Origin of the sequence: Chryseobacterium arachidis, assembly GCF_900129245.1 — a bacterium.
Classification (GTDB): domain Bacteria; phylum Bacteroidota; class Bacteroidia; order Flavobacteriales; family Weeksellaceae; genus Chryseobacterium; species Chryseobacterium arachidis.
In genome coordinates, this window is sequence record NZ_FQUT01000012.1 from 12,162 (window position 1) to 30,669 (window position 18,508).

14 protein-coding genes are annotated in these 18,508 nt (G+C 37.4%); 7 read left to right on the forward strand and 7 right to left on the reverse strand.

Features of this window, described 5'->3' with window-relative positions; translation table 11 throughout:
• The first annotated feature begins 4 nt into the window (after nucleotides 1-4).
• From BUA89_RS17470 to BUA89_RS17480, 3 genes are all read left to right on the forward strand, one after another.
• Nucleotides 5-1,801 carry a fibrobacter succinogenes major paralogous domain-containing protein gene (locus BUA89_RS17470; protein ID WP_143152376.1) on the forward strand — a complete coding sequence of 599 codons (1,797 nt, stop codon included), beginning with the start codon at nucleotides 5-7 and terminating at the stop codon, nucleotides 1,799-1,801.
• Between the two features lie 53 nt (nucleotides 1,802-1,854).
• Complete coding sequence (locus BUA89_RS17475) at nucleotides 1,855-2,487, forward strand: hypothetical protein (RefSeq protein WP_072961360.1); 633 nt, start codon at nucleotides 1,855-1,857, stop codon at nucleotides 2,485-2,487.
• A gap of 446 nt (nucleotides 2,488-2,933) precedes the next feature.
• The gene (locus tag BUA89_RS17480) at nucleotides 2,934-3,587 is read left to right on the forward strand and encodes a hypothetical protein (RefSeq protein WP_143152377.1); all 654 of its coding nucleotides are present in this window, start codon (nucleotides 2,934-2,936) and stop codon (nucleotides 3,585-3,587) included.
• 497 nt (nucleotides 3,588-4,084) lie between these two features.
• Here BUA89_RS17480 and BUA89_RS23340 read toward each other — a convergent pair whose 3' ends face one another.
• Both BUA89_RS23340 and BUA89_RS17490 read right to left on the reverse strand, forming a co-directional pair.
• Nucleotides 4,085-4,987, reverse strand: a complete 903-nt coding sequence (locus BUA89_RS23340) for a hypothetical protein (RefSeq protein ID WP_072961366.1) — start codon at nucleotides 4,985-4,987, stop codon at nucleotides 4,085-4,087.
• The gene (locus BUA89_RS17490; RefSeq protein WP_072961369.1) at nucleotides 4,938-5,267 is read right to left on the reverse strand and encodes a hypothetical protein; all 330 of its coding nucleotides are present in this window, start codon (nucleotides 5,265-5,267) and stop codon (nucleotides 4,938-4,940) included. Before BUA89_RS17490 ends, BUA89_RS23340 begins: the two co-directional genes overlap by 50 nt.
• Nucleotides 5,268-5,534: 267 nt before the next feature.
• Between BUA89_RS17490 and BUA89_RS17495 the strand changes: the two genes are divergently transcribed.
• From BUA89_RS17495 to BUA89_RS22785, 4 genes are read left to right on the forward strand one after another with little or no spacing between them, the layout of a single operon-like run.
• On the forward strand, nucleotides 5,535-6,758 hold the full coding sequence (locus BUA89_RS17495) for an ATP-binding protein (protein WP_072961372.1): 1,224 nt from the start codon (nucleotides 5,535-5,537) through the stop codon (nucleotides 6,756-6,758).
• Between the two features lie 3 nt (nucleotides 6,759-6,761).
• Complete coding sequence (locus BUA89_RS17500) at nucleotides 6,762-7,841, forward strand: hypothetical protein (protein ID WP_072961374.1); 1,080 nt, start codon at nucleotides 6,762-6,764, stop codon at nucleotides 7,839-7,841.
• Nucleotides 7,834-9,705, forward strand: coding sequence for a metallophosphoesterase (locus tag BUA89_RS17505; protein WP_072961377.1), 1,872 nt, complete (start codon nucleotides 7,834-7,836; stop codon nucleotides 9,703-9,705). Before BUA89_RS17500 ends, BUA89_RS17505 begins: the two co-directional genes overlap by 8 nt.
• A 10-nt stretch (nucleotides 9,706-9,715) precedes the next feature.
• On the forward strand, nucleotides 9,716-11,194 hold the full coding sequence (locus BUA89_RS22785) for a hypothetical protein (RefSeq protein WP_083531727.1): 1,479 nt from the start codon (nucleotides 9,716-9,718) through the stop codon (nucleotides 11,192-11,194).
• Between the two features lie 175 nt (nucleotides 11,195-11,369).
• Here the strand turns inward: BUA89_RS22785 and BUA89_RS17515 are convergent, their stop codons facing one another.
• The 5 genes from BUA89_RS17515 to BUA89_RS17535 all read right to left on the reverse strand — a co-directional run bounded on the left by BUA89_RS17515 (nucleotide 11,370) and on the right by BUA89_RS17535 (nucleotide 18,386).
• On the reverse strand, nucleotides 11,370-12,092 hold the full coding sequence (locus tag BUA89_RS17515) for a hypothetical protein (protein WP_143152378.1): 723 nt from the start codon (nucleotides 12,090-12,092) through the stop codon (nucleotides 11,370-11,372).
• A gap of 15 nt (nucleotides 12,093-12,107) precedes the next feature.
• Nucleotides 12,108-13,535 (reverse strand): hypothetical protein, encoded by a 1,428-nt coding sequence (locus tag BUA89_RS17520; RefSeq protein WP_072961383.1) that lies wholly within the window; start codon nucleotides 13,533-13,535, stop codon nucleotides 12,108-12,110.
• Between the two features lie 294 nt (nucleotides 13,536-13,829).
• Complete coding sequence (locus tag BUA89_RS17525) at nucleotides 13,830-14,447, reverse strand: hypothetical protein (RefSeq protein ID WP_072961386.1); 618 nt, start codon at nucleotides 14,445-14,447, stop codon at nucleotides 13,830-13,832.
• Between the two features lie 92 nt (nucleotides 14,448-14,539).
• Complete coding sequence (locus BUA89_RS17530; protein WP_072961388.1) at nucleotides 14,540-16,402, reverse strand: UvrD-helicase domain-containing protein; 1,863 nt, start codon at nucleotides 16,400-16,402, stop codon at nucleotides 14,540-14,542.
• Nucleotides 16,395-18,386: an ATP-dependent nuclease gene (locus tag BUA89_RS17535; RefSeq protein ID WP_072961391.1), complete on the reverse strand. Its 1,992-nt coding sequence runs from the start codon at nucleotides 18,384-18,386 to the stop codon at nucleotides 16,395-16,397. Before BUA89_RS17535 ends, BUA89_RS17530 begins: the two co-directional genes overlap by 8 nt.
• Nucleotides 18,387-18,508 lie beyond the last annotated feature (122 nt).

The following is an 18,508-nucleotide window of genomic DNA, read 5'->3' on the forward strand; positions in this document are numbered from 1 at the left end:
TAAGATGAAAAAGAAAACAATATATCCAATTGCAAAGCTGACATTTACGCTGGTTGTACTCCTACTTTTAGCTGTTTCCTGTAAAAAGGGAAAAGATGATACTACCATTGAAGCCAGCCAAGGCGGAGTGAAATTGGCTTTAACCGAATCTGAGTTTAATGGGGACCTAGGGACAGCGACTAAAGCTTCAACAAACGCTACGGCAACAAAACCATTCAATGTCACAAAGGAAGTGCAGTCAGGACCATTTACAATCACGGCAGAACTTACTGAAAATACATCTACAGGCTCAGCACTTAAAGCATCCAGTAATAAGGCCGCTACAAAATTGCTTTCTTTGCGCGGCGCAGTTAAATATAGAATTGTTGCTTTTAAAACAGACGGCACTTATGTTGACCAGGCTGTTGGTGATGCCTCTAATCCAAACCAGGTATTTTTTGGAGATAAACTGCAAGTTGGACAGAAATATAATTTTTATATTTTTTCGCTAGGCTCGACAACAGACAATCCTCCCGCTGTTCCTACAGGTAAAAATATGTATCCAACAAGTGATCCCGAGGGCGGTTTTACTTTAAATTTCCCAACTTTTACGGAAACAAGTGGGGATTACATGTGTGCTGTGGAAAAGGATGTGACAATCCTTGGCGGTGGTGTACCCACACCGTTAACAACACCTCTTCAACATATGTTTACTCGGGTAACAATTCAGGTGGACGATAGCGATGCGATAGGAACATTTGGACAGGCCGGATACCAAAAAGGGTGTTATGTTTCTGAAGTACCTGTGCACGGAAGCATCGATTATACCCAAGGGTCTGTCTATGCGCCTATCATAAACATGAGTACCGGACAGGTGATCCCTGGTACGGGCATTAACGCCCAACCAAATTACTATCCGCTGCTAAATTTAACAACTACTCCAAAAATTGCCATAGTAAACGCACAGGGACTGACAAATTTCCAACTTAGTATTGTTATAAACGCAGGAAGTATAAAAATTGGTCACGATGTAAACACAAGCGATGCTTATTTTACTTTCTCAAATGCAGGTCAGGGGATGAAACCTGGATATTCTTACACACTAAAATTACGTTTTAACAGTGACCGCTATGTAAATGCGGCTAATGAAACCAGAAGCGCTAATGCATCCGATGCCCTGTATGCTGTGATCGGCGGCTACCGTTGGGACCGTTACAATCTTGGTGCAGATCTGCTAAACCCAGCCTCCGGAAATCTAAATGGCACATCGACGCAGGCACTACACGGTAATTTTTACCAATGGGGACAAAAAGCTGTTGTAGCAAATGCAAGTACAAGTGGAGACGGCGCTATTGCGGGATGGAATAACAATGTTTATTTAGCGTCAAATTCATGGAATAGTGGAACTGAGGCAAATCCAACAAAAGTTGCCGCCAATGATCCCTGTTCATCTGGAGCGAGGTTACCAACAAGGTCAGAATATGATAAACTGATCAGCCTTTCGCTATCGACACAATCAGGTACCTGGGGCGATTTCTCAACCCTTAATAATATGCCCGGGTATGATGCAGCTATTGTGCTCACCAGCAAAAAAAGTGGAGATATTAACTTGATGTTTCCAGCTTCGGGAAGGCGCGAGCTAAACAGCGGTGCATTATCATATAGAGGACGTGCAGGGTATTACGCGACATCTACGCAGTCCCCTACTAATAGTAATCTTAGTAACTATTTTTCACTTAGGGCAGCTCCATTTACGCTGGGATCAATCAGTGCAGCAGACAAGCCGATAGGCTACAATGTACGCTGTATCCAGGATAAATAAATTATTAGATTATAGCATCTACCTTAGAAAGATAGATGCTATACCTTTGACGTATGAACTATATAGAACAGCCGAAAACTAATCGAATGAGAAAATTGAGCGATCTTGATTTAGCAAATCTTATATCAAAAAGGATATTCGAGATAGGCGATTTGACAGAATTATCATTGGATAGTATGGCCATATTTACGGGGGTATCTTATTCAACTTTAAGAAGTATTTCCAAGGCATCTTTATCTATTTCACTCGATAGTTTCGCTCGTATTTGTTCACCATTTAATATCAGCCTTTCAGATTTCTTCGATCCCCAAAAAGTACTTTCTATTGATTGTAAAAAACTGGAGGAATTAAATCTGTTTAAAATGGCATCTTCACCTTTGCGTAATCAGAAGCGAGATCTCGTAAGCCCAATATCACTTACAAAAGGTACAAATGCGATATATAAGCAAGAGCGGGATTTCCTTGCTCAAATGATCTATACCACCGAATATTTTTCAACAGCACGTACCCTTGATCAAATTACTGCCGATTTCGGAGCAATGAACCAGATTCTGATCAGTCCCGAGCGTCTCCGGATAATGCTCAAAAAATACGTCGGACAAGAAATACTGGAGAAAAAAGTAATACCAAAAGCAGAACGCAAACCAACAGATCCGAGCAGGCCTTACTTCTATTTTAAAAAGTGATCAATGTTATTGGGAGTGACACATACCTAATTGTTGGATATAGTAAATCCACACTTAAAAAATTTTATCAACCAGGATTTTGAAAGATATGTGGTAAAAAACATGTTACTAGTTTTTGGAAAATGACAACTCCCTGAAGGTTATGATCTGGACCACGGAATATCATCGTTAGACAGTTAGCAGTGCGCCATGCTTCCTCGGTCTGAAAAGGAGGCTATGTTAAGGTGTATTTTGGCTCTTTCAATGTTGAGTGGTGCAGGAATTGGGGCGACACTATTTAATCAGACAATTGGCTATTTTAGAGGTGGAGATTTTCAAATCTTTTTCTGCTTGTTACAAGTATTCAGCATAAGGCTATTGTTATGTACCGGATAGCTGATTTAAAACTTACCTGCCACAGTGAAACGCATAAATGGTGATTCAAAGATGTACAAAAGCGCTTTCCTTTGAAAGTAAAATTTGGAATTTCCACAGATATTACCTTATTTAACCCAATGAATATTAATATGGTAAAATATCTCTTTCTATCATTTAGTTTTTTGGTCGTAGTTTCATGCAACGCACAAACAGATTTGGAAACTTTTAAAGTTGATGAAATAGTTTCAGAAAATATTATTGAAAAAAGCGCAAAAGAGACAGAACCCATTTATGGATTGTTATCATATAGGCTGGAAGATATACAAAACTATCGGTTAGGATCGGTAGGGCTTTCTGCATATTCCATTTCTAATGGCTATAATTATTCAAACAATAATCTGGCTTTAATTGTCAACAACTATCAAGAAAATAAATATTTGGGATTTATCCTAAATTTAGTAAAGGAAGAAGATGGTAAAGGAGTAACTGATTTCCTTATAAAAACTTATGGAAAGCCTGAGAACAGGCAAGCGGATAAAAATAGTCTCGCAAGCTTTTGGGATGTTTCTTCAGAGAGCAAGTGGATTTTTCTGCTTCAAACACAAGAACCCTCTCAGGATGGCAAAAAATACAAGAATGTCAAAGTATTTGTTGTAAAAAAAGGAACACGGGTTGATAATTCTACAGATTCTACGGTATTTTCTATCTTAGAAAGTTTTAATCTTGCCTACCCAAAAGATTAAAGATCCAACTGATTGAGAAAAAGATTTCAGATCGGATTAACTGTGGATTTAGACACTGAGCATCTTCTCTTTCTATCTAGGGAATCTCTTCTTGGTATTCTTTATATTTCAGTAATAACTTTTGCAATAATATACGTAAATGCAAATAGTACCACTCCCATCTTATTCTTTTCAATAGCCTGTTTTCTTACTTTATCCTGGTGTAATGTCACTGATCATATTCCTCCCAAACCTGGACTTTCCTATATGTGTGTTAATAATTGATGGGTTTTCACAGGGTAGGTTACCGTTTTATTAATATAATCCAAAAGATATTTGCCTATTTTATCTTGAAGGGAGATTTTACAGAATTCCTCAAGTCAAAAAAAAAATAGCGTAAAACTAAAATCAGTAAAAAGTGTTTTAGTATTACTTTTCATAAAATAGGTTAATACAGTAGAAAGCCTTGGGTTCCCAGCCCAGGGCTTTTTCATGAATATATTGATCAGAATAATGTTTTACTTCTTCTGGATGACAATCCCGCCGAACCGTGCTTCCTGCGCGGTGAACTCTTTACCATCGATCAGGCAGAGGAATTCAGCTTTAGAATCATCTTCTCTGAGCACATTTCCGTGTATGTCTTTATAAATAATCTTCAGCCCGCCGGACAGGTCTGTATTGTAAAACTCAAGAAGCATACCCTCCTGACTGTATTTATCTTTCGATGAACAGATACTGCAGATATATTTTGGGTAACGTAGATTATATTTCACTTCTTTTGTGCAGTTTGAACAGAACTGTTTAACCTTCCCTGCTTTTAAGTCCGGATGGATAAAAACTTTTTCCCAGGCATAGATTTTTTCATGTTGTCCGTAGCTGAGCTCTTTTTCTTTTTTTAGGCTGTTTAAAGTTTCGATCACTTTCCTGGAAAGCACAAAAGGCTGTAGAGATTCTTGCTGATGAATACTAAGTGCCATAAACCAATTTGGGTCTGCTGTAACCTCTTTCCAGAAATCTTCAATATTTAAAAAGGTGCTGAGCTTTGCCGGAATACTTTCTGAGTCTTTGCCGTTTAGACTGTATATGAGGATTTCAAAATGTATTCCTGTATAGATAAGCTTATAGCGGTAAAACTCATCGAAAAATGAAATGATCGGTTCATCTTTCTTTAGAACAGCTTTATGAATGGATTCAAGATCGGATAAGCTTAATTTTTCCGTCTCTTTGCGCTGGGATTCTTTTTGCAATTTTAAAGTGGCATAATGTCTTTCAACCAGGTTCTCTCCCCTATCCGCTGTAAAAGCAAGGGATTCTCCTGATCTGATCAGCGTTCCAATCTTTGCATCATAGAGTTTCTCAGCAAAAAAATCATTATTCCTCTTTATCATGGATCCTTTGGGAGATAAGCCGTAGTTTTCCATCAGGACTGTAAGATTCTTTAAGGCCATAGTCAAAGTATTCCTTATAATCATCACTAGAAAGAATCTGCAGTGACTGTAGATTTATAAGATACTGTTTCACTTCAGGCTGTACTCCGGATTTTGAAGGATCCTCTTTGCCCTTGATGGTACTGACCAAAAGAAGTCCTGACTCAAAGTCTATAAAAGTCTGCAGGATCGCCCAGCCTTTATCAGGAGAAAGCTCAAAATTACCGTAGGGGCATTTCCGTGGTCTGAAAAAACTGCTTTGTAGGATTTTCATGATAGCTTGTTTGTGCAAAAATAAAAAGAACTTTATTAGGGCGCCCCCTTCGGGCGGGCTTTTCTCTCCAATCTTTTCAGCATGAAAAGGATTTCCATTGCAATCCCTGACGCAAGAAAATAGCTTTACTACTGTTTTTATTTCTTCTCGTCAACTTAAAAACCGGATAATAATTTCTTCCAACCTTTTTTCTTTTCTTTAAGATAAATCCCATTTTTATTATATTTACTGCGCAACTACAATCAATGTAATTGCATATAAGCTATTATGGAGAGTATTATACCTATTATTGACAGCAATGTCAACTTCACTCCCTTAGTTTTCTATCGAGATTTTCTAAAAAAATTGGCAAATTTTTATAGGGAAAATCCAACTGAAGAAATTGCATTCAGGCTATTCGGAAACGGGGACGACGATATTTACAACTCAAGCTACAGGATAGATCCTATAGCACTTCCTCTGCTATTGAGTATCTTGGAGCAGCTGAGTAAATTTCATAAAAATCCGTTAAGATTATTTTTAAACAATAACCATGCGACAAGTTCTGCTCTTGAATTTCTATACAGGGCAAATTTTTTTAAAACTGCGGGTGATAGGGATTATTACAACCAGTATGGAAACAGTATAATTAGCTATAAAGAAGAGTATCTCGGTGCTTTCAAAGGTAAGGAAATACGAAAAGATCACTTAATCAGGTCTTATAGAAAGGATGATTACTCAAATATTGATTTTCAGATTAACGATGACATTCTTCTACGTGATCAAATAAACTCACTGACTTCATACTACGTTCAAGATCACTTTCGGGAACTGCTATATGATAACCCAAATACGGTTGATTATCAAAACACTTACATCGATATACTATCCGAGCTGATCACGAACGGTGTAATGCATTCGGGATCGACAACGTATGCGATGATGTTTGTTGACAAATTCCGGACGAAATTCTCAATTTCTGACAATGGAATCGGCCTAAAAAAATCACTTGAAGCTAAAATTACATTTCCCTTTTATTACAAAAAAGATGATTTTAAAAATTCCATTTCTCACAAAAAAACCGACTTTTCTTCCTATTATGTAGAAAACCTATTAGACATATTTGAAGCTTTGTATTATTCTTCTCTTAAGGAAAGGGAAGGAATTCTTGATTTGATGCTAAATGTAGTCATTAACTCTAATGGTTACTTTAGACTTCACACTGAAAATTGCCAGATCATCATTTCAAATAGATTCAAATACATCGCAAAGCTTCATGAAATTAGACAACAAATATTAAATGTTCATAACATAAATGAAATATCTAACATGGAACAGTCTGATTTCAAAAATAGCATCAGTCAATACAAAAAACTGATTATGGAAGTTTTTGAGAATATGTTTAATACTGCAATAGACTACTATACTGAAGAGACAAAGTTTTCCTCCATCCGATTTTTTAATGTGAAATTTAAGGGGGTACATATTGAAGTTGAAATTCCTAACACGTAAATTATGATAATATCCAAATTAGACACTGGAAGCTTTATTTATTATAACTTACATGTTGAGGAAGTTATAACATCAAACTTTATAGAAGATATAAACTTAGGCATTTACTGTGACAGGCTCCAGTCAATCACAATGGAACGTGTAATTGCCGATATTAGAGCTAGTGTTGCGGTAGGTTCCAATATTGCTTTTGATTTTAGAAAGTTAGAAGCAATCCAGTCCAATTTAAATACTTATTTTACAGAGCTTAGAACAGAGGGATATAAAATTGCATTTTTAAATGTTACACATGAGATAGTATTAGCATTGGGCTATGATTTTTTTAAACACCCAGATAATAGAGTAGCGGACATAACATTTTTTGATAAGATTACACTTGATCCGAGAATAAAAGAAGGCTATAAAAGATTCTATTTTTATGAAAGGGATAATAATTTTTATCCGGATGACTTTAAAATTGAGGATACTTTTAAAGAGTTCTTTAAAACTAGCTTAATGCCTTACTCCGATAAACATGAAGAACAACATACTTCTTCATTTGTTTATCTGACATCATATATAAACGTAAAGAAATTTATTTCGCATGAAAAACCACTATGCATCTATGCGATATATCTACTTGCAGCAAAAATATTAAGAGAATGGCGTAAAGACGGTCCAATCCCATTTTATTCAAAAGAAGATAAAGAAAAGCAAGATACGCCTATATTAGTGTGCCAGAGCTTGAATAGTGCATACATAGTTTCTATTTTATCCAACTTACTAAAATTGGATGTTTTGATCTTGGACAAGATAGGTCCTATCAATAAACTGTACAATTCTTTGGATAAAAATATCATTGAAAATAAAAACTACATAGTTGTATCAGATCTGGTCTGTCTCGGAACAGAGGTAAAGATCGTAAAAAATATTATACAGTTTCTTGGTGGCTTTTACTTAGGTAATGTTTCTCTTATAAAAACCGAAACCCTAAAAAAAGCCGATATAAAGCGTAAAGATGCCACTCTGGCCATTTTTTCCATTGACAAGACCAACTACAAAGACTTTGACTATCAAATTAAAACTGATTTATCAGATGAATGATCTAGTATTACATATTTCAGATTTACATGTTTCTGACCAGAGGGGTCTTCTCGGCTTTGCAAACAAGGATACATATCTTACTTTGGATGAAGACAAAAATGCAAATTATATAAACAATCTTTTAGATATTATAAAAGACATCCCCTTCAAAAAAAGACATTTAATTATTACTGGTGATATCTCCAATATTGCTGAAAGTAAAGAGTTCGAAGCAGCAACGAAAATAATTCGTTTGATTATGAGTGAACTTAAGATAGATCCTGAACAAACGCTGATTATTCCTGGAGATCACGACATTCATAGGCATACAGTCACAGACTGCTTTATCAAAGAGATGAAAACCTCTGAAATTCAAAAAATTAAATATAATAATTTTAACCAACTCTATTGTGCGATTAAAGGTGATGACCTTGATTCCGAAAGACTTATATTTGATCATTTTATAGTTGACGACATTATATTCCTTGCAGTAAATACCAATTTTAGTATAATGAATCAGGGAGGTACGGGATATCTTCCGACCGGTCAGTTTGAAACGGAACTGAAAAAATATAAGGAAACCTATCCAACACATGAACTGATTCTTTGTCTTCATCATAACTTAGAAGGTGAGCATGAAGAATCCTGCCACGGACAATGGGATCCTGAAAACAAAAAAGATCTCGTGACAATATTTGAAAGGCATAATATTAAATGTATTTTAAATGGAAATGAACATACACCAAATTCCAAATATTTGGCAGGCCGTGAGGAAATAATTATCAGTGACGCAGGACCTCTTTCAGCCAAAACTTCTATCGATGGCTCTTTTAAAATATATGAGATAGATCGGACCATGGGCAGCCTAAATATAATAAATAGAGTCTTTGGACTTCATTCTGTAAATGGACAGAGAGAAGGAAATTATGGAAATTGGATTGAAATGCCCGCAGATGGAATAAAAAATACTGATTTTAAAAACTTTCTGCTTCGCAACCCTCCCGTTGCCTCGGAAGTTGGCCCAACAGATTTCTTACCAGATGATGAGCCAGCTTCATTACCAACTCTAAATGTTGCACCAAGTCAAAAAATCGCTAAACAGGACGTACAAGAAAGTGAACAGCCGGTAGAAGAAATACAAATTTTACAAATTCAAGCGAAAGCGCCAAAGATTATTTATGAAGAACCTTTGGTACAAAAAAAATTGTACAGCATAATTAAAGAAAAGAAATTATTTCATCAGGGACATTTTCATTGGAGCGAAACTTCGCGGGCACATAACTGGATCGATATTGCACGACTTCTTGAGAACAAAGAGGATTTATATTTTGCGCAAAATGCCATTATTGACGTTTTAGAAAAAATGAATCTTATTGAAGGAACAGACCTGATAATCGGCCTGGGGTATGAAGGCAATATGATCGCTAGCAAGGCATCTATAAAACTTCCTGTACCATACACTTATATGCCTTATTCTTATAGGTGGCTCGATCATAACAAATTTGAAAATGAGCTTCATTACGATAATGAGGATAAGAAATACAAAAAAGTAATCCTAATTACCGATGTTGTTAATGATGGCCGAACGATCAGAAGGCTTGTTGGTAGAGAAGATAGGAAGAAAGAATTTTTCGATAATGTCGAAAAAATCGCTGTTGTATCACTTTTTTATACTGGACATCAAGAACTAAATAACGATATTCTTAATTATAATAGTTTACCAAAGGATCTTAAGGATGGGGATGAAGAGGTGAATAATATAGAATTTTACACGGTGCAGCAACTTAAGATTGAAAAATGTCCTTATGGCGATGATTATAAAACCGAATGTTTCATCTTAAGAGACAATTTACATTGTGTCCACAAGTTCTACACGGAAGAATAACTTATAGACTATGGACCATGATACGATTGCTCGGCTGATAGAAGCTGAGCCTGATACAAGAAAAAAGTTCGAGATATGGAGTAAGAACTATGAGATATTAAGGTGTAATGGTAGGATTTTTACCAGAGATACAGACGGTAAAGAACTGAAAAGAATTTATTGCTGTTGTGAAAATTGTAAAAAAGATCCACAAAATGCTTTACATGCCGATCTTTTTCGTGAATTCTATAACCGAAGCTTTGACGAACTCCAAGACGAGCTTGAAAACCAAAAGGACTATGGTAAGAAACTAAAAATATGGGTCGATAGGTTTGGTATAGATTATTGTGTGATATACAGCGATCCAGAACGAAATAAGGAACTTTCGATTATTCCCCAACCCAATTCTCACCAGGAGATATCAACTTATAATAACATGCAGTATCGCCTTTGGAAAGATCATCACTTTGGGCCATTGGCAAAAGGAAGAGTTTCCGCAAGCGATCTTCAATCAAGAATAAAATCATATAATGATCAGTTGAGTAAATCCCCATTTGCGGATAAGATCCTGGAAGATACCAAAAAACAATTGTTGGAACAATATAGTACGAAAGCAACTCCTTCCGTTAAAGTTTATTTTGATAATTTAATTCTTGGTAAACCCCTGGACTTTGAAGAAAAGGTATTGGATGTTCCTGAACTAATGAACTATATAGAAGCCAACGAAGCATACCTTTTTTATTGCTACTTACATAAAGATAATATGATTATAAAAGACGTTTTTTTGATTCATTCCGCAGATGTAATAGCGGAAACCGACAACGGAATGACCTGGGGCCAAATTGCGAAGTTTTTTACAATGAAAGCTGTAGCCAACAATGTTGATATTCCATATTCTGATAAAAATTTCATGAATCTCACTGATTCTCAAGGGAAGAAAATATCAAATAAAAGAGTAGCATTTGTTGCGAATCTAAAGGCATTTAATCCAGAGCAACAATTCCAGATTATAAACGAATTATGCGATACATATCCAGCTATTCCTGGAGTTATCGCTCTTAAACAACAACTTATTGTAGATTACAAGGAACTGCGCCAAAATTCCCCTTTGGATGAAAATGGGGAAATGATTGAAGAAGTTAAGGGGCTACTAAGCGACTATCCCCGCGCCGAAGCACCTTACAAGTCCGCAATTGAAAAATTTGAAAAAGGAATCTATGAACGTAATGCACTTGATGACCTTCGGCTTAGTCTTGAACTATTGCTAAAGGAAATGCTATCTAATGAAAAATCACTGGAAAATCAACAGGGCGATTTGAAAAAATTTCTGTCAACAAAAGGTGTTTCACCTGAAATAGCTAATATCCTGTGGGGGTATATTGAGCCAATGACAAAATATCACAATAAATATGTTAAACACGATGATAACATTGGAAAAAAAGATAGCGAAATGATATTGGAACTTACAACTACAATATTAAAACAGATAATTAAGGCTTCATCCCACTAAAATTTTCTTGGTTCAAGGAGGATACTATCACTTATGGTTCTATTTACACGAATAATAAAAAATTATGTCCCCTCCTATACTGTTTATAATAAGTGTTGTACGGTGAAACCCCTAACGTAAGTGAGTCAGGAACTAGCTCCCGACTCACTTATTTTTAACTTGCCAATGTTCTTCTTCAGAAGGTTCTCCATACCTCGGAAACTGCTTTCTGATGGTTTAAATATCTATATCCATCATGATTTGCCGGCCAGTCGTCATTGAAATAAGTTTCAACCTGTTTAAAATTGGAATGCAATGCCAGGATGTTCCTTCCTGCAAAAACAAGGTCTTTGTCATTATTCAGATTGTACCATTTCTTAATGGGCAGCTGCTCGATTGGAAACTTGATATGTGCCCTTATAAGTTTGCTGCCGATCTGTGATCCTGCAGTGACCAGGGTAATGTTTTCAAACCCTGTCCTGTTTTCATCCTGTGAAAAAAAGTCATAACACAGCAATGACCCTAAACTGTGGGCGTAGATTATGTCAGGTCTATGGAATGAAATATGCTCCCGCAGCTCATCCCATAAAATTCTTTTTAGCTTTGCATCCTGCAGGTACTCCACCACCATATCAGGGTAATCGTCCATCCAGTCCTTTATGGTCATCATCTTATTACTTCTCCTCTTAAAGAGAAAATCAAGAAAGGTTTTACCGATAAATTTTGCATAGTCAACCACACCGGCATCCTGATTATCAAAGTGGCTGTCAAACTTCATGAACCTTATATTTTCATCATACCTGATATCAAGATGCTGTTTTAGTGCATTACGCCAGTTCTCCGCCCAGCCAGGGATATTTTCCATGGTGAGGTCCTTTCCCCCTATTCCATGGATGCACAAGATTCTTGGTCTTTCCATATTTCAGTTGTTAGTTTATGACATAGATTTGGATGATGCGCTGATGCCCACGCTGAGGATCAGGTGATTCGGAAGTCTGGTAATTTTTTTCCCATTGATCACAAGTTCTTTATCCTTAAGCTGTAGATCTTCGGTTGTCACTTTTTCCTTTTTACTGTTTCTTTCTTCGAAAATCACATAGATACCATCTCTAAGGAATGCTCCGCCCAATAAGGGGGCTATATCCAGAGAAGGCATTTCATTCCAGATATGATCGTCCGCATTTTTTCCGAACGCTTTGATTATTCCGTCAAAAAGCTTGGTTGCAAGATTTAAATAAGGGATGCCGTTCAATATATCCAGCGTTCTCATTTCCGGTACTGAATCGATCACCTTTTTTACTTTATCATAGTATACGTCCACGTCTTTATCCACTTCAAACAGATCAAATTTTATATTGACAAAGTCAGTAAAGAGTACATTCTTAAAAATTCCCTTATGTAAAAATCCCGGCGCGTAATTTCCGTCCTTTACCTTAAAATCAATGGCAACGGTGACTTCATTTTTGCTTACAGCCGTTGAATTGGGATCTAATGTGTTGATGGAAACTTTGAAAAGCCCTTCTTTGGTACCTCCTAGAAAATCCGGAAGGTGGTCATTGTAAAATGCCAGCACATCTACTTTCAGTGCTTTGACTGCACTCTCGGGCACGGGAAGACTTCTCAGCTTTCCGCTGCTTGCGGGTATAATGGTATATTGTTTGCCCTGCTCCTGCCAGGAATCACCTCCAAGATCAAGAAAGGCAAGCTGTAGCGAACTCTGAGCCGATTTATCAAGATCCGATTCCACAAAAGAAGGCGCGTTTACTGTTTCAAAATAGTTATTTATAGCATCCAGATAACCCTGTCCTAAGTTTGGAGACTTTTTATCAGCTGTCGATTTGAGAATACTGCGACCTACCTCCACTGCAATTTTACCTACAACATAGTTTAGATCATTGACATCGACCGCTCCACCCTTGTGATGAAATCCTGCAACATGAAGCCATTCATGAAGCCAGTGTGCGGCCAGCGAAAGTGAATCGCTAGAACTCAGCCAATAATCAAAAAAACGTTTGTTTGTGTTGATCACAGGACTTGGAGGATATACAACCCCAACTACCCTGCGCTTTAGTTCCTTGACATTTATCGAAAGATTCACAATGCCGTCCGCAGCCGACTTCCATTCTTTCCCAGTCTGGATAACTTCGATCACTTTCTCATTACCGACTTCCTGCGCCCTTCCATGCTCATCAAGTAGAACGCAATAAGAAAATTTGGCTGCACTTACCGCCGAAAGGAATTTTTTGTGGTTAATGATTTCTGCCAGTAGAGATACTGACTTTTCTGCAAATTCTGTTTGCTGTGCTGTAGACCCTGGATAGGTAAACTGATCCAGCCCAACGTTTGTTGTTAACTTACTCATAAATATGGCTATTAGCTTAATGGTTTACTAAATATAACATAATTATTGATCACATTTTTTATTTATGGCATTAATTAATAATTATTTAATAGATTTCTACTATCCTATTGGATAGCGTTTTAAGCGCAATGATTATAAGCCATATGCCTAGCGAATACCTTTGGATTTTCAATTACCTTTAAGCTTTCGCTTTAGCTGTCTTCCAGAGAAATCTTCGCTTCATTCTGCCTGAATACCGGACTCCTTAACGATTAAAAATAGCGGTCATGTTTTAGTGATTAACTATTTTTAGGGTCAGGTATTGGGCAGTACAAACAATTTCCTTCTCATTTCTTTTACATCCGGCCAGACATTTCTTTTATATTCGCTCAGATAAGAATCGTTTAAAAATTTGGTAAGAGCTTCCCCATCGATAGTTTTGGATCGATCAATAAATTCTCTGAGAGCCAAAAGGACCTCTAATAGCTCTCTATTTGAAAAGATATTGACCAATAATTGTATCGAAATCAAATTATAATGTTGTGGCGCCACCTGCAGAACACCTATAAGCCTATCAAAAGTACTACTGAAAGAAATCATATCCCCCTGATAATAGAATTGATTTATTTTAAGAAAGAACTCTTCGGAAAGAAAATATTCCCAGGAGGGCGGACCTTCCTGCTCGTTAACAAGATCAGCTGCAAGGCCGGCAAGGTGGAGCAAACAGAACTGGTCAAGTTCTAAAAAATCCAAATCTTTTGGCTGTTTCAAATATTTATACACCAGGCCGCCATCAGAATTCGGATCAAAGGTTTTGCCATGCTCAGCATCAATCGTCACTAAGTGCAATCGCGCAAGATCACTCATCAGAAAGCATACAATGACGTGTCCCGCCTCATGGATAGCAATATCATTTAATTCAGTAAATGGCATAAATTAGTTTTTTAGAGAGTTGTTAGTTTAAAAGATGGGAACTTAAAATATCCACTTGTCTTAAGTTTTGCTGTAAAAACGTTTTTCTGTTGCTATGGCGTCAACGGATATGTTTTAGCTGTAAAAGTGTTCTTAGGGCTTCCGAACATATTATGCAAACTTGTCCAGAATTGTGAGGGCTCGTATTCTTTTCTCCAAATTCTTCCTGTTCGTGTCGGAATATTGTAAATTTTGGATCGCAGCAATATGCAGGATTTTTTTGCCCTGCTGATACAGACATAACATAATCGTTTATCCTCTGCTAGCGCGCTTGGATTATCCAGATGCTTGTAAAAGGGGAAATTTCCTTCTTCCATTCCCAGCATGATCACCGCTTCAAACTCAAGTCCTTTGGAACTGTGACGTGTTGTGATGGTTACCTGGTCCTCAGGAACGCCAAGATTCGCAAATCTTTTTATACTTGCATTTTTTAGGTTCAGAAGCTCTGCTTCCCTTAACAGGTGGTCCAAATTCTGGTTTTCATTGGGATATATTTCCGAATCCTCAAGCGTCTCCTTAAGCCTCAACTTATCAATAACATAAGATAGCCACTGAAAACAATCACTTTTAGAGCAACCATTGTTTAACACCTTGTAAAACTCTGTCTTCAGCCTGATTTCCTCCCAGCTTTTTCGGAAATCATTATGGGCTATTATGATCTTGTTTCTCCATACCCTAAATAGATCATCAAAGGACTGCGCATTTCTATCATGGCTCCATAACGCGCAATCCTGAAGCCAAACCACAACCTCACTATTTTCAAAACTCCAGTTCACAATAAAAAATGGAATCTCCCGAGCTCGTAAATATTGAGCCATACTGTGAATATTGGGATTAGAATTGATAATTATACCGATTTCGTTTAAAGGAATATTTTTCTTTAACAGATTAGGGATAACTTTCTCCGCCACGATCCGAAATTGCGGTTCCAGTTCCTCATCGCAGCTGATAAATGTAAAATCAGCCACCTCTTCCTGCCGATTTCCTGAAATATACCGTGGATAAGGAGGTAGAGGTCCAAGAGCCTCTATTGAGGCATCGATAATATGCTGTGAACTCCTGTAATTGGAAACGAGTTCTATCTTTTCAATATGGTCACTTTCGGAGAGTTCCTCCAGAAAATCAGGATATCCTCCGTTGAACCCATAAATAGACTGATTGGTGTCTCCTACCGCATACAACCGGATATCCGCGTTGAAAACCAGTTCAAGCACCATTTCATGGAGTGCTTTTCCCAGATCCTGATATTCATCCACCAGGAGCCAGGGGAACTGACTCCGCAGGGTTTTTCTGACATACTCCTGTTCATTGACTATTTTCGCAGACAGGTTGATGATATTGATAAAATCGATATACTCGGTCTGCCCTATTTTCTTTTCATAAAGTTCTGCAGCCTTGGCAATCTGCGGTGTAGATCCCAAAAAAATGTTGCTCCGCCCTCTTAAGGTGAGTGATCGATGTTTGTTGATATCAGCGAGTGGCAAAGTTTTATAATCTGTAATTTTTAGTTCCTTTAACACAGAATGGTACAGACTATTCTTTACATCATCAGGAAGTATCTTTATCGGAAATTTCACATTATACTGCGGATAAAGATGTGCAAATGGCTGGATCACATAAAGTAGGCTAAAACTATGTACTGTGCCTATAAAATCTTTACTGCTTGGTGTGTAGCCATATTGCTTTAATCTTTTTCTGAGTTCCCTCACAGACTCACGGCTATAACTTATACAAGCCAGCCCGGAAGGCTTATGGATATAGCTTTTTGCTAGAGTAACAGCTTTCAATGTTAAAATTCTGGTTTTGCCGCTTCCAGGACCCGCAAGTATTACAGAATTGTTGTTGGAACAATAGGCCTCATACTGCTTTTTATCCTTTTTAATCAGCTCCAGATCTCTAAAAAATAAACTATTCATAAGAATCCTTAATCTTTTTAATTATTTCTTCGATACAGTCCTGAACGTATTTGGGCACCAACTTCATCGTAAGCTCTGATGTCAGCCGCTGGGCAAAACGTCCTTTGCTGATTTCACTCTCGATCCTTGCTAACGCACCCCAAAAATCGCCGCTGTCCAGACGGTTTTCGAAATTCTCCTGCATTTTTTTGCCACCTGATTTCAGATCGCGGAAAATAGATTTGATGATATCCATCCCAGAGTCCCCGCAATTCTCCATCATATCGACTTCCAGTGTGTAATATCCAACGAAGCACCCATAGTCATTTAATTCCAATTCATCAGAATTTTCCTTTGGCTGTATACCTAGATCATGTAGGATTTTATTGATATTATCGTTTCCTGCCCAACCGAATTTTTTACTTCCTTCCGTTTCCATTATGTGATTTACTCTTTTGCTCACTTTTACTCCTTCATCTTCAAATTCGTGCACCTCATAGTAATCTCCATCGGTACACACCACCCAGGGAATATCTAAAGCCTGAAGTAATTGAATGTAGGGCTTAAAGTTTGTGGAATTGATATTGCAGACCACAATCCCATGATTATCCAGCGGTTCATCCATCAGTTCTGCAGCCGCGGGAATGATATATTCCTCTGTAATGCCCTCCACAAGAATAATACCCTTACCAAAGTAGATTTCACCCCGTTTGGCATCAATGTAACGTTCAATATCATTTTTCTCCCCTTCACTCAAAGACAGTCTGTTTGTTGAATATGCCTTGCTATAAAAGTCTGCTTTCCTTATGTGGACAATATACTCAAGTGGAGTAATCGATGCAAGATGCGTCGAATGTGAAGTGAAAATGACCGAAGTGTTGCTGGTGTGTAGTACCTCCCTGTAGATCAGTCGCTGCAGTGTCGGATGCAGATGGGCTTCTGGCTCTTCGATAGCCAAAATGGTAAATGGCTGATGCCGATAGTTATGCTCATCCATAAACGCATACAAGAGGTCCGAATCTTCTTTTGCTATCTCATCTGTTAAAATATATTTATCCTGCTCGCTTCTATAGTAAAGTTTAGTTAAGATTTCACCGCCTTCATTAGTCAGTAATTCATTAAACTGCTCTTCCTTAATAACAGGAATTACCGTTTTGTCTTTCAGCAAAAGCAGCATTAGCGAAATATAAAGTAAATTCGCAAGCCCTAAACTTAGTTCCGAAACTGGTCTTTCTTCAATTCCCATGTATACCTGAAGGCTGTACAGTAGCTTTTCGGTATCCATGTCAAATGTTCTAAACGTAATTTCATTATCCGTCTGAAGCCCCGATAAATTAGCAAAACGACTGGTAAGGGCCTCCTTAATATGCACAATTTCGTCCAGTTCCAACAGACCCCCTGCAGCATCTTTCAGATCCCCTGCTATCTTCTCAAGATCTTCTTTTGAAATTTCATATTGCTTTACAAGCTTGTACAATGGTGAGTTCCTATTGGATTTCAGTTCCCTCTCAACATCCCTTAAAGCTTTGATGACATAGATATTTATAAAGCTCCTATCTTCATGGGTAAACTTTTTGTCTTCCATATTACCTTTAAAAATCTGATATTGGTAATTAATGATCTTACCAAATTCATTTCTTTCGGGAGCAAACCGGTATGTGACTTTCAATGTTGGCGGATTGTCAGATATAACCGCATCTGCAAACTGCGCAACAAGTTTACTATTGTGCTCATAATTGCGGATCTCTAAACTGATTTCTATTTCTGCCCCGTTCTCCATTGCATCTTCGATGCTCTCATGGAAATCCTCCTCACCCAGCTGCCGGTCAGAATCGGAAAATTCCTTGTCCAAGATCAGCTGGATAGCCCTTAAAAAATTGGTTTTTCCAACATTGTTTTCTCCGATGATAACTTGCTTCTGCTCCAGAAAAACATCGGCATCTAAGAAATTTCTGAAGTTTTTGATCTGTACTCTCGAGATATAAGGGTTTTTGTGCGTTAACATACAGTTAGATTTTTAGTTTCGATACATCACGTTTGTGATAGATATGGCTACTTCAATAATAAATTAGTATTAAACAGTATACACGATTAAGGCTATCCTTATTTTTTAAGGGGTTCTACCCT

Excerpts from the sequence above, each read along its gene's own strand:
- BUA89_RS17470 (WP_143152376.1), top strand. The coding sequence starts at position 5 with ATGAAAAAGAAAACAATATATCCAATTGCAAAGCTGACATTTACGCTG.
- BUA89_RS17475 (WP_072961360.1), top strand. The coding sequence starts at position 1,855 with ATGAACTATATAGAACAGCCGAAAACTAATCGAATGAGAAAATTGAGC.
- BUA89_RS23340 (WP_072961366.1), bottom strand. The coding sequence starts at position 4,987 with ATGGAAAACTACGGCTTATCTCCCAAAGGATCCATGATAAAGAGGAAT.
- BUA89_RS17490 (WP_072961369.1), bottom strand. The coding sequence starts at position 5,267 with ATGAAAATCCTACAAAGCAGTTTTTTCAGACCACGGAAATGCCCCTAC.
- BUA89_RS17495 (WP_072961372.1), top strand. The coding sequence starts at position 5,535 with ATGGAGAGTATTATACCTATTATTGACAGCAATGTCAACTTCACTCCC.
- BUA89_RS17500 (WP_072961374.1), top strand. The coding sequence starts at position 6,762 with ATGATAATATCCAAATTAGACACTGGAAGCTTTATTTATTATAACTTA.
- BUA89_RS17505 (WP_072961377.1), top strand. The coding sequence starts at position 7,834 with ATGAATGATCTAGTATTACATATTTCAGATTTACATGTTTCTGACCAG.
- BUA89_RS22785 (WP_083531727.1), top strand. The coding sequence starts at position 9,716 with ATGGACCATGATACGATTGCTCGGCTGATAGAAGCTGAGCCTGATACA.
- BUA89_RS17515 (WP_143152378.1), bottom strand. The coding sequence starts at position 12,092 with ATGGAAAGACCAAGAATCTTGTGCATCCATGGAATAGGGGGAAAGGAC.
- BUA89_RS17520 (WP_072961383.1), bottom strand. The coding sequence starts at position 13,535 with ATGAGTAAGTTAACAACAAACGTTGGGCTGGATCAGTTTACCTATCCA.
- BUA89_RS17525 (WP_072961386.1), bottom strand. The coding sequence starts at position 14,447 with ATGCCATTTACTGAATTAAATGATATTGCTATCCATGAGGCGGGACAC.
- BUA89_RS17530 (WP_072961388.1), bottom strand. The coding sequence starts at position 16,402 with ATGAATAGTTTATTTTTTAGAGATCTGGAGCTGATTAAAAAGGATAAA.
- BUA89_RS17535 (WP_072961391.1), bottom strand. The coding sequence starts at position 18,386 with ATGTTAACGCACAAAAACCCTTATATCTCGAGAGTACAGATCAAAAAC.